This window comes from Micromonospora sp. NPDC049102 (genome assembly GCF_043197485.1).
Classification (GTDB): Bacteria; Actinomycetota; Actinomycetes; order Mycobacteriales; family Micromonosporaceae; genus Micromonospora.
This window is the reverse complement of record NZ_JBICTE010000049.1, coordinates 1-14,458: the sequence shown is the minus strand read 5'-3', so window position 1 is coordinate 14,458 and position 14,458 is coordinate 1. Positions and strand designations below refer to the sequence as shown.

At 69.1% G+C, this 14,458-nt stretch carries 7 protein-coding genes; 2 read left to right on the top strand and 5 right to left on the bottom strand.

What is annotated here, in order from left to right; translation table 11 throughout:
• Genes ACGFH9_RS29695 through ACGFH9_RS29675 form a run of 5 tightly spaced genes read right to left on the bottom strand, consistent with a single transcriptional unit; the run spans position 1 to position 9,239 of the window.
• Positions 1-2,430, bottom strand: a complete 2,430-nt coding sequence (locus tag ACGFH9_RS29695; RefSeq protein WP_393225819.1) for an AAA family ATPase — start codon at positions 2,428-2,430, stop codon at positions 1-3.
• The gene (locus ACGFH9_RS29690) at positions 2,366-3,973 is read right to left on the bottom strand and encodes a hypothetical protein (protein ID WP_393225816.1); all 1,608 of its coding nucleotides are present in this window, start codon (positions 3,971-3,973) and stop codon (positions 2,366-2,368) included. Before ACGFH9_RS29690 ends, ACGFH9_RS29695 begins: the two co-directional genes overlap by 65 nt.
• Entirely contained in the window at positions 3,954-7,265 is a 3,312-nt protein-coding gene (locus tag ACGFH9_RS29685) for a DEAD/DEAH box helicase (RefSeq protein WP_393225813.1), read from the bottom strand. The genes ACGFH9_RS29690 and ACGFH9_RS29685 overlap by 20 nt, the downstream gene beginning before the upstream one ends.
• Positions 7,255-8,637 (bottom strand): protein kinase, encoded by a 1,383-nt coding sequence (locus ACGFH9_RS29680; protein WP_393225811.1) that lies wholly within the window; start codon positions 8,635-8,637, stop codon positions 7,255-7,257. Before ACGFH9_RS29680 ends, ACGFH9_RS29685 begins: the two co-directional genes overlap by 11 nt.
• Positions 8,634-9,239, bottom strand: a complete 606-nt coding sequence (locus ACGFH9_RS29675; RefSeq protein ID WP_393225808.1) for a VWA domain-containing protein — start codon at positions 9,237-9,239, stop codon at positions 8,634-8,636. Before ACGFH9_RS29675 ends, ACGFH9_RS29680 begins: the two co-directional genes overlap by 4 nt.
• Positions 9,240-9,679: 440 nt before the next feature.
• Here ACGFH9_RS29675 and ACGFH9_RS29670 point away from each other — a divergent pair, with 440 nt between their 5' ends.
• Positions 9,680-12,484, top strand: a complete 2,805-nt coding sequence (locus ACGFH9_RS29670; protein WP_393225805.1) for an McrB family protein — start codon at positions 9,680-9,682, stop codon at positions 12,482-12,484.
• A gap of 73 nt (positions 12,485-12,557) precedes the next feature.
• Positions 12,558-13,673, top strand: coding sequence for an McrC family protein (locus tag ACGFH9_RS29665; protein ID WP_393225802.1), 1,116 nt, complete (start codon positions 12,558-12,560; stop codon positions 13,671-13,673).
• Positions 13,674-14,458: the final 785 nt, after the last annotated feature.

Sequence of the window (14,458 nt, the reverse complement as noted above, 5' to 3'; positions counted from 1 at the left end):
TCAGCTCTCCCGGCGGTGCACTTCGTCGTCGAGCAACCGGACGCAGCGAGCCGGTTCACCCGCCATCTTGTGCAGGTCCCACGCCGTGCGGATCGCCTCACGCAACTTGCCGAGGCCCGTCACGGTGACGTCGTACCTGCCTCGGACGGTGCGGAGCACCTTCATCGCGAGGAAGTGGTCGGCTGCAAGGGACCGCCCGTCCTGGTCGGCGTCGCCGTACTCGGGCTGTTCGCCTGTCGGGTCGCCCTGCCGGGCCGCGGCCACCACCGGCGTGAACGTGCGCAACTGCTTCTCCACGCGAGGGCCGATGAGGGCCCGGCCATGCTCCTGGAGGTCGCCGGTGAGATACTCGACGAACGCCAGGACAGCCTTCTCGTCCTCGCGATGTGCCTGCCGGGCCTGCTTGAAGGCCCGCCGCAGGGCGTCCGTCCCGTACGGCGGCAGGGCGGGCACCGGCCTTCGGTCCAGCCGGGGCCGCTGCGCCGGCAACTCCATGAGGTGGGCCCGGCTGTACGTCTTGTCGGCGAACTCCAACGTGGACTCGTCTTGGTTGGCGGTGCCGATGAACCACACGTTGGGCGGCAGTGCGATGCTCGTGCCGCCGACCAGCTGGCGCGGCGCCCGGCCGTCCCCGCGGGTCACCAGTTGGATTGGCACCCCGTCGTCATTCTCCAGCTTCGACAGGAGCACCGAGAAGTATTGCTCGGGCCGGGACAGGTTCATCTCGTCCAGCACGATGAAGAACGGCCGGTCCCGGTGCCGTGGTGTCTGGGCCCGATAGAGCGCCTGCAGGAACTCTGTCTCCTCGAATCGTCGCTCGAAGGTGTTGTGGTGGCCGAAGAGGTCGGTGCGGTCACGCCAGCCGGCCTGCACCTCGATCACCGCACAGTCGGTGCCGAGCGCGCCGGCTAGGGCCCTCGGCAGGGACGTCTTGCCGATGCCGCTCATCCCCTCCAGCAGGTGCAGGCGGCTCATCGCCAGTCCGCCGAGCAGCACGCAGATGTCGTTTAAGCGGTACGCGCGGTCGTGCTCGGCGAACATCGTCGTCTGCAGCGAGCGGGCGAACCCTGCCAGGTCCGGTAGGTCGCCGGACACCTCGCCGGGCTCGTCGAGCGCGGGGTCGTCGTCCATCGCCACGCATCGGGGGAAGAGCGGCGTACCCGGGTCGGGGCGGTCCTGGTAGAGGGCGTCGATGGCCGACCGCAACTCCGCGATCCGCCCCTCGTACCCGCGGGTGAGGACCTCGAAGTGCCGTTCGGCGTCCGCGAGTTGCTTCACCTGCAGGTTGTTGATCCGGTCGGCGAGGGCCGCGCCCCGGAGTTCTTGGAGTTCGTAGCTGAGCTGTTCGCGTGTGGTGTTCAGCTCGCGGTTCTGCTGCTCCAACCAGCGGAGCCGATCTAGGTCCTCGTCGCCGATCCGGGCGGCGAGCTTGTCCCGCAGTTCGGCGTTCTGGGCGCGGAGCCGTTCCATCTCGTCCAGCACGTGAGCGGGATCCGAAGAGCCGATCTTGAGTAGCACCTGCTCCCGTTCGGCCAGCCTGCCGTGCAGGTCGGCGACCGCCTCCTCGGCCGCCGCGTACTGAATCCGGAGGACCTGCAGGTCCCGGTCGAGTGCGGTCACCTCCGCGGCGGCCCGCGCGGTCACCTCCCTCTCCAGGTCGCGCTCCCGCCGCTCGAGCTGGATCTCCTGTCCCCGCAGGGCACCCTGGTCGTAGTCGAGCTGTTGTGCCCCGTTCGTGAGCTGCTGGCGTTCCTGGGCGAGTTCGGCGTGGACGCGTTCCGCGTCGGCCAGCCGATCCCGCCGGGTCTGCTCGATCTCAGCAAGCGCCTCGGTCCGCTCCGTCACCCACCGCTCGCGCTCGGCGGCCACCTCCGCCGACGCGGCCCGTCGCAGCCCCGCCAGTTCCGCGTCGAGCGCCGCCCGGGCCCGCTCCGCCTCCGCCACGAAGCCCGCCTCGGCCGCCTTCTCCCGGTCCCGCAGCTGCGCATCCCGTTCGTCGAGCCGGGCCTCCGCCCGGGCCAGCCGGCCACGGATCTCCTCCGCCTCGGCCTGGGCCTGTGCCGCGAGGTTCAGGTCTGTCCGGATGCGCTGCCGGTCCGCCTCGGCCGCCTCCTCCCGCGCTCGTGCCGCCTCCTCGCGGGCCCGTGCCGCTTCCTCCCGGGTCCGTGCCGCCTCCTGCCGCGCCGTGGCGGCCAGGGCACAGCGCCGGTACTCCTCGATCTGCAGGGTGAGTTTGTCGTAGGTGGTCAGCACCTCCTCCGAGGACCGCTGCGCGGGCGTCAGGGCCTCGGTGGTCAGCGCGTTGACGAGTTCGGAGCCGTCCTCCGCGCGGCGCGCGGCGAGCGCCAGATCGGCTTGGACCTCGTCAGCGCGGGGCCGGGACCGGGCCCCGAGGTTGCGGTACGGCGACCGGGACTTGCTCTTCCCCATGGGTTTGGTTGTCCTTTCGCGAAGGCCGGGACAGATCGGGCAGGTCGACGCCCAGGTACGCGGCCGTCGTGTGCTGGGCGAGCGCCCAGGCCGCCTCGCCGGTGTCGAGGTTGAGCGGCACCACCGCGGCGTGCGCACCGCCGGTGTTCCGGTCGCTCGACAACCGCCTCAGCTCGGTGAACAGGTGTGGGCGGACCTCGGCCAGTCGTCGGACGGGATGGTCCGGTCCGCCGTGCGCGCCCGAGACCAGCACCGCGGCGAGCATCGCCGGCGTGTTGGAGACCTTCTCCGGACGACGAACCGCCTTCCGGAACTCGTCCGCTTTGAACCCGAGGACCTGGAGGTGCTCGCCGAACGGCATCCCGAGTCGCCGGCAGCATCGTCCGAGCGGACCGGCGAACTGGTTCCCGTGGGGAGTCAGTTCGGGCGCGTCGGCCGGCGGCGGGTGCCGGGCGACGATGTCGCGCAGGACGACCTCGTGCAGGCGCCAGGCGTTTCGGACCACGTCGCCGATTTCGGTGCAGCCGTCCCCGGTCAGGCGGGCCCGTTCCATGTCCCGCTCCAGCAGGGTCAGCAGCTCGAAGAGGTCGCGGTGCGCCCGGACCAGACCGGCGAACCGGTCCTCCAGGACCTCGCCGATCCGTCGGCGCAACGCGATGTCGAGCCGGTCGTACTCCAGCACCACCGCTTCGCTGCGCCGGCCGATGAACCGTTCGACTTGCTCGCGCAGCGCCGGCACCTGTTGCAGCCGGGTCGCCACCAGGCGCCGCAGGTAGGTGCTGGACCGGCCGTTGAACGGGCTGAACGCGTCCCAGCTCACGGTCTCGGTACTCGCCGGTTCGTGGCGATCCGACACGAGCGGGACCGGAATCCACACCGGCACACCCGAGGTCATCAAGGCCACCCGTGAGACCACACGATCCGGGGCGGCCCGGTCCCACCGTCGGGCCCGGCCCCGCTCCTGCTTGGCCCGCTCACCACGCGAGACAGCCTCGACAACCTCCTCGTGGCTGGGCTGCTCGGTGCCCGTCCAACCCTCCGGCAGCACCGGGAATGCGGTGACCCGCAACGGCGCACCGGCAGTCCGCAGCTGCAGCGAGACCTGGTGCCGGGCCCGCCAGTCGGCCTGCGCCAGCCGGGCCTGCAGGGTCGACGCCGGCCAGAGCGATCCGGTCAGGACGTCCTGGTAGACATACGTAGTGATGGTCCGGGTCGGGTCGAGGAAGCCGTCCCGCAACGCCTGCAGCCCGGTGTCGGTCACCGCGCCATTTCGGTCCAGGTAGGACAGCGCACGCAGGTCCGACCGGACCATCTCCACCAGGTCACCCTGGAGGCCGAGCAGCGCCGCCATCTCGCCCACCTCCCGGTATCCGGACCGGGCCAGCCCGAGCACCGCCGACTGGAAGACGTTCAGCCGTTCCTCGTGCACGAGCGGTGCGACCACCCGGTAGCGCAGGGCTGGCCACAGCAGCCACAGTTGGTCGCCCCGATACCGGACGTGGTCCGGTAGGACCACCGGGCTGTCAACGTCGAATCCCGCCACCGTCCACCCCCTTGCAGAGTTCCCGGAACGCCACCAGCCCCTCGGCCACCGACCGGCCGGGACGTCCCGGCGCCTCCGGCGTCGCCGACCGTTCCGCCATTGCGGCGTCACCCACCGCGATGAGCAGCCGGCGTTGCCGGCTCATCGCCACGCACATGCGGCTGTCGCTGAGCAGGTGCCCGTACCGCCGGACGGCCTCGGCGGGGTCGGGGGTGGACCTAGGCGGTGAACTGCTCCGGGTCACCGACAGCAGAACAACGTCGAACTCCATGCCCTGGAAGGCGTCGACGGTGCCCACCCGGAGCCGCTGTCGAGGGACCGGCTCGGCGGTGTAGGCCATCGCCGGTACCGGTGTGAACCCTCCCTCGTCGTCCACGACGGCCAAGCCCGCATCGACCAGTTCGGTCTCCAGCAGGACCTGCTGCTCCCGGTAGAAAGTGATCACGCCGAAGGTGAGCTGCCGCGCCTCGTCCCGTGCGGCCAGCTCCCGCAGCTCCCGCACCAGCCGGATCGCCTCCACCAGCCGGGTCCGGCTGAATCCGGTCCGTTCCTCGGCACCCGCCCCCAGCGGGACGTCGATCCAGCCCGCGACCTTCCTGGCCCATGGGCTCAGGTCGTGGGTCAGCTCCTGGGTGGAGGGGTGGGAGTGGACCACGTCCGGGCCGCCGTAGAACACCGAGCTGACGAACCGCCCCAGGGCGGGGTGCATGCGGAACTGGGTGTCGAGCCGGATTGTCCGCACCGCGGGTCGCTCGCTCGCGAAGAGGTCGAACCACCGTTCGAAGAGGCTCTGGGACAGCTCGGACCCGTCGAGTGAACGATTGCGGCGCAGCTCCCGCTCCACCTTCTGCTCCAGCATGTGCGGGAGCTGCTTGTGGTCGCCGACCAGGATGATCCGCCGGCGGGCGAAGGCCATCGGGATCATCAGGTCGAGCGGGTTGGCGCGGGCTGCTTCGTCGACGACGACGGTGTCGAAGACCGGCAACGGCGCGTCGAGCACCCGGGACATCTCGCGGGAGTCGGCGTGCTGCACGGTCGAGGCGAGCACCGCGTTATACCGAGCCAGGGTCCGCTCCACCAGGTCAAGGTCCTCCCGCAGGTCGTCCTGGTACGCGCGAAGCACCTCGGCGGCGCTGTCGGTGGACGCCGCGTGGACCTGGTGCACTGCCTCCGCGACCTCGATCAGCAGGTCCTCGACGGCCGGATCGTGCTGCGGGGTGTGCAGCAGGCCGGTGGCCGCTGCCAGCCGGTCGAGCAGCGCCAACCGCAGCTCCGCCAGGTCGGGGAGCAGGGCTGCCTGGTCCGCGGCCCCGGTGGCGGCCCGCCCCAGCAGGAGCTGGGCTTGTTCGTCGAGCACGTCGGTCAGCAGCCGCAGCGCGCCGCCCGCCCGCTCCGGGCCGTCGTCCGCGAAGGAGACCGGGGTGACGCGGATCGATCGGACGACCCGAGCCACCGCAGCCCGTTCCTCGTCCGTCAGGCTCCGGCCGAGCGTGCCGGTCACCTGCAGCTCCGCCAACGTCCGGTCTAACCGGCTGCGCAGTCCGGCCGGCAGTTCCGCCCCGGCCAGCCGCTTCGTCTCCGTCAGCAGGTTCGTCAGATCGGGCCCGGCGACGGGGTGCCGGCTGTAGGCGGCCGCCAGCTGACGCAGCCGTACGAGGCGGTCCCAGCCGGCCACCTCGGGACGGTGCCGGTCGAGGTGGCGGTCGACCGCGGCCACCGTCTCGTCCCGCCACTGTCGGGTGTTCTGCCGGTCCCGTTCTGGTTTGTTGCTCACCCGGGTCGGCGGCAGGCCCAGCCGTCGGGCCCGGCGGGCCACGTTGTCCACCGCGTCGTGCTGGACGCTGGACAGCAACGTCCGGTTCACCGCCACCGCTCGGTCCCCCAGCTCGTCGAGGCAGCGCAGGAGATCGGTGATGAAGCGAGTCTTGCCGGTGCCGGGCGGACCCTGCACCAGGAGGATGTCCGGTGTGCGCAGCGCCATCCGGAGAGCGGCCCGCTGCACCTCCGTCGGTCTCTCGCCGGCAGCAGCGCCGATGACCCGGTTCACCGCACGGTCGTGTGCCGGGTCGGCGCGTGGCTGCGCGCCGGGCCGCGGGAGTCCCTCGATGAGCAGTCGCAGGCCGGGCAATTCGGCCTGGTCGTTCTCGATCCGCTCGCGGGCGGTGTCCCGCCGCCGCAACCGGGACCGGTCCCCGGACAGGGAGCGGAACAGGTAGCCCGTCACGGGTGGCGGCTCGTCCCCGGCGACCGCGAGGTCCACCGTCCAGTTTCCCACCGCCGCGCCGCGGACTTCGCCGTGCACCCCCACGGTGGCCCGGCCGCGTTTCTCCGCCAGTTCCGTGGGAAGCTCCCCGGCCGCTTCCAGCTCCAGCCGCCCCGGGTACGCGGCCACCGTGCCGAGAAACCGTGCGGCCCGCTCGCCGGGCTGAAGCTCGAACCGCCAGTCACCCCGGGCGGTCACCTTGCACGACTGGAACCTCGCCCACCGCAGCCGCTTGGCGTCCTCAACCAGGGCCTCCCGCTCGATGTTGTTGTACGCCTGCCATAAGTCGAGGTAGGTGCGTCCGTCGGACTCGAGGCCGAGCAGGGCGGCCCGGATCGCCTCCGACGCGTCCGCCTCCGCGCCCCGGTCGACGAACCGTACGTCCACCTCACTCAGCCGGTGCCAGCGGCCTCGCCCCCGGGCATCCGCGCCGGTCATCCGGGTGATCCGGAGTACGTTGTCGACCAGCGCGACGTCCGCGACCCAGCGGGTGCCGTGCAGTGTGAACGCGCTCCCGGCGGGCTGCTCCCGGGGCCCACCGCTGTGCACGATTCGGTCCCGCGCGCCTTCAGCCGGCGGAGGCAAGCAGAACTCCCGTCGCAGCCAGTCCCGCACCTCGTCGAAGCCCGTGGTGTGTACCCGGGCGGCGACGCGGACCTGCCCGGCGACCCGGTCGTCGACACCGATCTCCAACCGCGGGCCGAGGTCGGCACCGGCGAAGCCGTGGCACTGGAGGTCTACCTCGCGGTCGGTCGCGTGGGCGACCCAGGCCACGACGCTGTGTCCGGCTGCGGCGAGCCAGTCACGCGCGTCCGGATCCGTCACCTGGGCTCGGAAAGGGCCGTACTGGCGGCCCTGGTGCACCGCCAGGTCGTACGCGGCCGTCGCCGCGGGCACGCGTACCTCGATCTCACGGTCCTGGCGATCCTTCTCCGCGAGCGCCTCCAGCCAGGGCGGTACCACGGCGCCCATCACCGGGTGGACGCGGATCAGCCGGGTGTCGCCCACGGTCAGTTCGTCAGCGCGCATCGGGCGCCTCGATCGACTGCAGGACCAGGATCCGGTGTGGCCGCAATTCGGTGTCGAAGTGGATCCACCACGGAGCGCGCAGGTGCTCGACCGCGGCGGAGCCGGGAATGAGCTGGAGTCCGTTGCCGCCCTGCGGCGGCACGCGGCGCACCATCGACCGTCCGCAGTTGCGCACCCGGACCTCGGCGCCGCCGTCCCACTCCATCCGAAGCAGCGCCACGGTTGGGTCCTCCGGGTGTCGTACCGCCGTGCGGTTCGTGATCAGGAGCGGCCGGTGCGCCTGCAGCACCAGCGTCAGGTCGTCCTGGGGGAGCAACGGTGGTGGCCCTTCAGCCAGGCGCGGGAACTGTTCGAGCACGGTGACCGTCAGCGCGGGCGGGCGGGCGGCCCGGCACCACGGGCAGGTGGGGTGCGCGGCGAGGAAGCTCTGGCCGCACGGGCAGACCAGGCAGCGATCGGCGGCGGCGTGCAGGGCCGCCGCCCACTCCCCGGCGCCGGGGCGCGCCCATGGGTCGGTCATCCCCTCCTCGAAGGTACGTCGGAACAGATCCCGCAGGCGCCGGGTGAGCACCCGGTCGGCCGGGTAGCCGAACCGGGTCCGGTTGCGATCGTCGGTGGAGTGGTCGATCCAGGGCACCAGCCCGCGCTGGGCGTCGTCCTCCAGCTCGACCTCGCCCTCGTTGACGTAGTCGCCGATCAGCGGGTGATTCATGGTCAGGACCTCGTACGCGAGCACGGCGAACGAGTAGACGTCGCTGAAGACGGTGTTGCCGCTCTGCCCGCGCAAGAGCTCCGGTGCGGTGTAGAAGGGCGTTCCGAGCCGTCGGGCCGCCGTGCTGCTCTCGGTCTGCAGGTTGTCCGCGTCGATCAGCCGGACTTCGTCGTATCCGAAGTCGGCGGAGACCAGCACGTTGCCCGGAGAGACGTCGCTGTAGACGATTCCCCGGTCGTGCAAGATGGCGAGGACACCGGCGCACCGGGCGAGCAGGACGAGCCGGCGACGTAGGCCCCCACCGCCGAGATACCACGCGTCCTCGTCCTGCTGCGGCGGGTCGCACAGCTCCCGCAGCGGAACCATGTCCTCCAACAGTTCCATGACGTAGCCGACATGCGGCGGCGCCAGTTGCTCCAGCGGGCGGCAGAGGGGAATGCCGTCCAGTGGCAGCCACCGGAGGCGGGCGAAGAGCTCGGTCATCCGGTCCCGGCTGGAATCGTCGGGGGCGCACAGTTTCACGGCCAGGCCGCCGTACCGGGTGCGGAAGACCGCCCCTTCGCCGCCGCTTCCCAACTGGTTGTCGAGCAGGAGATCGAGGTGCAGGTTGTTGCTCGCGGCTCGGACACTGCTCGGCCACGCGGAGCCTTCCGTGCTCAATCCAGATCCTCCAACCGGACGGCTCTCGGTGCGGTGCGCTGGTGGAGCTGTTCGGTCACCGTCGCGGTCACCCATCGGAACTGCGCCGGGATCTCGTGCACCTGGTCGCTCCGAAGCACGGCGGTGCCGGGAGTGCTGAACTGGGCCAACACCTCGTCAGCCTCCAAGGTCCGATCGACGCCGATCCCGATGGCCAGCCGCAGTGCCCGCGCACCCCAACGGGTGCCGATTAATGCCGTCAACGGAGCCTGCCATTCGTCCGTGGGCAGCCCGTCGGAGACCAGGACCAGGGTGGGCGGGAAGGCCCGCTTCGGCACGACGGTCGGGTCGTCGAGCAGCGCCCGGGTCAGGTCGAACGCACCACCCATCGGGGTCCGGCCCCGCGGTGTGAGTTCGGTCCACTGTGCCTGTGAGGCGCGGACCAGCGGCTGGTGCACGACGGCCTCGTCCCCGCCGAAGGCGATTACCGCAACGTGGATCTCTCCCCGTGCGGTGTCCTCCGCGGCGAACGCGTGCAGCATGCTCCGGATACTGCGATTGAGCACGTGGATCTTCTCGCCGTCCATGCTTCCGCTGATGTCGGCGAGGACGATCACCGGCATCGGCCGAGGCGGGCGTCGCGATTGGTTCGCCAACCCCTGCTGTTCGGCGTCGAGGGTTGAGCCATATGCCGTCAGGTTCTCCGGCGCCACTACACCGGCTCCTCTCCAAAACCGCTCTGTACGTGTGCTCGTCACGCGACCGAGCCAGTCAGGCTTTCAGGCGCCTTCCGGCAGGTCAATATCCCGATCATGCCGAGAGCGGACTGTGTCGGGATACCGACAACCAACGGGCTATCTTGAGCGCCTTGAGCGTGCTGCCACCACCCTGATCCAGGGCAGCCAGAACGCTAAGCCCGTTGGCGATCTTCTCCTGTTGCTGGTTCCGGCATGGCCCTTCCAAATTCGATTGTTTTGCTTTGTTAGCTGGTGGAACGATCGTGGGATGCTGTCGCGTGCCGTGGTTGCGGCATGGAGTCGATGACAGGGACGAGTGAACTCTGGTGATTCATCCCGACGACCTGCCCCGCTGGCGGCACAAGCTCGATCAGATCGAGGCGGCCGTGGACCTCGACGAGGAAGTAGGGCAGCGCTGGGCCAAGGCGGATGCGCTGCGGCCCACCCGGGATGCCGAGGCCCGCAATCTGGTTTCGGAGCTCATCGCTACCCGGGATTTCGCGGCATTCCGGGCAGGCTCGGACAAGTGGTCGCGCCAGGAGGGTCCATACAACGCCTTCTCGGGTTTCGGTCAGATGTGGCTCAACCAGGTCGCCAACAACCTGCCCGATGACCCCGAGGCGCTGAACGTGCTGGTCCGCGCCTTCACCACGCCGGCCACCGTGGATGAGGCGCGCTCCCGGTTCGCCGAGGTCGAGCGGGTGACCCGGGACCTGGCAAGTAAGGGGCAACCGGCCGTCGGGCGGATCCCGTACGTGTTGTCAGTGTTCTGGTCAACGGACCGCGTGCAGCCGGGCTGGCCGGTGATGTGGAAGAGCGCGCCGGAGCGGATGTGGGCGCTGGGTTGGCTGCGGACGTGGGAGAACGCCGACCGCTACCTAGCGGTGGTTGAAGCGGCGCGCGCGTTCTATCCCGACGATGTCCACCGGTTCGAGCGATTGATGTGGTTCCTATCCGAGCGCCAGGGGTTCGTGGGAGTCAACCCCGCCGTGCGGGAGATGTGCGACGAGGCCACCGGCATCATGGCCACCTACGAGGTGGGCGCGCGCTATCCGGACGAGGAACGTTCGAGTCGAGCAGCCGCTCTCGCCGCCCAACTGAAGGGCGAGCTGCACATCGCCGCCAAGGGGCTTCTGGCGGATCTACGGGCCGCCACGGGACTCGAGCTGGAGACCTCGCAACCGCAGGACCGTATCGCTTCCGACAAGGCGGCCGCGTATCGCGCGGATGCCTATGCCACCTGGTCGCTGCCCGGGGCGGTGTCCGCAGCCGGCCTACGCCTGTGGGCCACGCGTTCGGGGCTTGCGCTCGGCCTGTACGACTGGCGGAACCCAGGCGCCGGCGCGGCGCTTGCCATCGGTCCGCTCCCCTCCGGTCACCGGTTCTTCGAGATCCGGCCCCACCTCACCGGAGACCGGCTCGTTCCGGTCGACGCCGATCCGGGTGGGAGCACGTTGGTGGGGAAGTGGTGGCCCTGGTCCGAGGTTCCCCCGGGCCTCGCCCTGCGGGGCGCCCTACTCGAAGAGGTGGGTCGGCTCAAGCCTCTGGTGAGGCTGGTCGCCGGCCAGGGCGAGGCCGTGCCGGCGACGATCCCCGAGGGGGAGAACCTGGCGGCGGCGCTCGCCAGGTTCAAGGCTGAGCGCCCTTACCCGAACGACAAGGACGAGTGGCATGCCGAACAGCGGCAGCAGTTCGCTGAGGCTCTGTCACCTGAGAACCTGACCATCTTCGACCTGGACCAGTTCCGGCTGCTCGTCAACGGCAAGCGCTACGGCAACCCGGGTCCCCAGTCGGTGCTCAACGCCAGCCTTTCGGGCATGGACTCGGTCGCCCTCGACGCTTTCGCCAACAAACTTCGTGAGGTCCTCTTCGGTGATGGAGAGGTTGCGGCCCGCATCGACCGAGGCCTGGACTGGAAGGACCTCGGCACGAAGGGGCTGGGCGAGAGCGTGCTGCTGAAGCTGTTCGCCGTCACCGACCCCCGGCGCTTCCTGCCGATCTTCCCGCTGACGGGTCCGATGGGCAAGATTGCCATGCTGCGCCGGTTCGGGCTCGCGGAGCCGGACGGCGCACTGAGCCGCGGTCAGCAGCACGTCGAGGCGAACGATCGGCTGCGGGCAACCCTCGAGCAGATGCTGCCCGGCGATCCCTGGGGGCAGGGTCAGTTCGCCTACTGGATGCTCAACCACGACGCCGTGGAGCCGGTCGAGGAGGAGGACCATATCGCCCGGACCGCGCGGGATCTCCTCTTGCCCGAACTGTTCCTGCGCGAGCTCGCTGAACTGCTCCACGAAAAGGGGCAACTCATCTTCTACGGCCCTCCGGGCACGGGCAAGACCTATCTGGCGGACCGGCTGGCCAGCGCCTTGCAGCAGGACCCAGAACGGCGGATGCTCGTCCAGTTTCATCCGTCCACCTCGTACGAGGACTTCTTCGAGGGCTACCGGCCACGCACCGATGAACGGGGACAGCTGACCTACGAGCTTCGCTCCGGGCCGCTTGCGCTGATGGCGGAGAAGGCGGAAAGTAACCCCGGAGTGCCGCACTACCTGATCATCGACGAGATCAATCGCGCCAACCTGCCGCGCGTCTTCGGCGAACTGCTGTTCCTGCTGGAATACCGGAACAAGGCCGTACGAACCGCCTATCGACCCGACGAACCATTCGAGCTGCCGCGCAATCTCTTCTTCATCGGCACCATGAACACCGCCGACAGGTCGATCGCGATGGTGGACGCGGCCCTGCGTCGACGGTTCCATTTCATCCCGTTCATGCCGCACGAGGGAGCGATGCGGTCGCTGCTCGCCGACTGGTTGAAGAAGAACGGGGAGCCGGTGTGGGTCGCCGGACTGGTAGATCAGGTAAATGAGCGGCTCCGGGTCCTGCTGAAAGGACCGCACCTGCAGGTCGGTCACAGCCACTTCATGAGACAGTGCCTCACCGACGAGCGGATCGCACGCATCTGGGAGTACGACGTCTACCCCTTCATCGAGGACCAGTTGTACGGCCGGCCCGACCAGCTGGAGCAGTTCGCCTGGGCGAAGGTGCATGCCGCGTACGGGCCGTCCTCCGCTTCGGGGAGCGCGGCCATGGATGCCACCTCGGACGACTCCGATGAGTCTTCCTTCTGAATCCCAGGTCGCCGGCGTAGTGAGGCTTCGCGAGTACGAGACCTCGGGGCCCGTAGCTCTCAACGTCGCGGAGGTGTCCCTGCTCCGCGGCATCCCCAGCGGCCGCCTCGAACTCAACCCGTCGGACGAGCCCGGTTCGTACTTGCTCCAGGCCACCTCCTGGGTAGGCGCCGTGGTCCTACCTCGGCTGACCATCCAGATCCTGCCCAAGGTGCGGGACCTGCGGACCGTTCTGACCATGTTCACCTCCGGCGCAGGCCTGGTCGAGTGGGGAACCGACGCGGCGGCGTACGACCAAAGCGACTTCGTCGAAGGCGTCGCGGAACTGGTACTACGAGCGATCAACGGGGCGACCCGCCGAGGGCTCGTCCACGGCTACCGTGCCGTTGACCAGCGACTCCCGGTGATCCGTGGACGCATGGACGTCCAGCAGCTGGTTGCACGGCCGTGGGACTCCTGGCCAGTGCCGTGCCGCTTCGACGACTTCACCGCGGACATACCCGAGAACCGGGTTCTGCTGGCGGCCGTTCGACATGTCGTGCGGTGGCCAGTAGGCCCCGTCCTGCGTCGCATGGCCGGTGAGCTGCTTCAGCGCCTCGAAGGGGTGAGTGACTCGCCGATCGCGTTGACCGAGTGCGACCTAATCCGACGCACGCCGCTCAATGAGCACTACCAACCGGCTCTTGCACTTGCTCGACTGGTCCTCGAGGGCTTCGGCCTCACCCAGGGCGCGGGTGGCCTGACAGCGCAGAGCTTCCTGGTCGACATGAACAAGCTATTCGAGAAGTGGATCGGGGACGAGCTACGTGCGAGGCTCTACCCCACGATCGAGGTCCTCGAGCAGATGGCTGTTCCCCTGAGCGCCTCGCCACGCGTCACCATGAACCCCGACCTGCTCTTCCTGCGGGGCGCGGAGGTCGTTTTCGTTGCGGACGTCAAGTACAAGCTGACCGGGGGAGGTCTAGCGCGTACCAGCGACTATTACCAGCTGCTGGCCTACACCACGGCCCTGCGACTACCGCGCGGAATGCTCATCTACTGCCGGGCCGACCTCGCTCCGGACCGGGTCATCACAGTGGTCGGGGGTAACCAGCGCCTGCACACCCATCCCGTGGATCTGAGTGGGTCGCCTGAAATGGTCGCCGAGGCGCTTGACGTGGTCGCGGATTCGATCAGGAAGCTGGCCTGACGGCCTACACGGAACTCGAGATGACCGGGGCGGTCGGGCGACTCATCCGGATTCAGACCCTCGCCGTGGCAGTGCGAGCGCAGATCCGCGCGTTGCAGGAGCACCGCGTTACATCGCACTGATCGGCGCTGGATGCTCTGGCGCTGCGCCCGGTTGTGGTGAATTTCAGAGTTTGACGAAGGCGGTGAACCTCGTGCGCTCACTACCAAAGAACGCGAGCGGTACGGGTTGCGGTCAACGCCGGCCGGCTGAAGCTCACCAGGACCCAAGCGGTGGGCTCCAGCTTGATGCCTGCACGGTCATTTCGGTCAGTCGATAACTGAGCCAGCTGGCTGGCAAGCTTGGACCCTACGCGTCCCAATTTTGATTCATGCTCACGCACGGTAATGAGCGCGCGAGGTTGAGTCAAAGCTGACCGTGCCGTAATCTATAAGCATGTGCACCCGTAATGGAGCACAGATGATACGTACAAGAGTTCGAATCCCCTCGGACACATCATTACCACATATCGATCATGATCCGCGCAGGTTGCCCTGCGCGGATCTTTCTGTGGTTGGTGTGCAGTGATCCTGGTCGCAGACGATGGTGATCTTCCTGCCGTGTAGGAGTGTGACCAGGTCGTGTGGGGTCTGGATGCCGCTGGGGAGGCGTGGATGGTCGGCGAGTCGGGCGATGATGTGGTCTTCTCTAAGAGCGCGTTTGTTTTGTGGGTGGGTCGGGCGTGTCGCACAGTGGGTCCGATCGATGAGCCTGGCTCATTCGATGGACAGGCATGGATCGAGTGC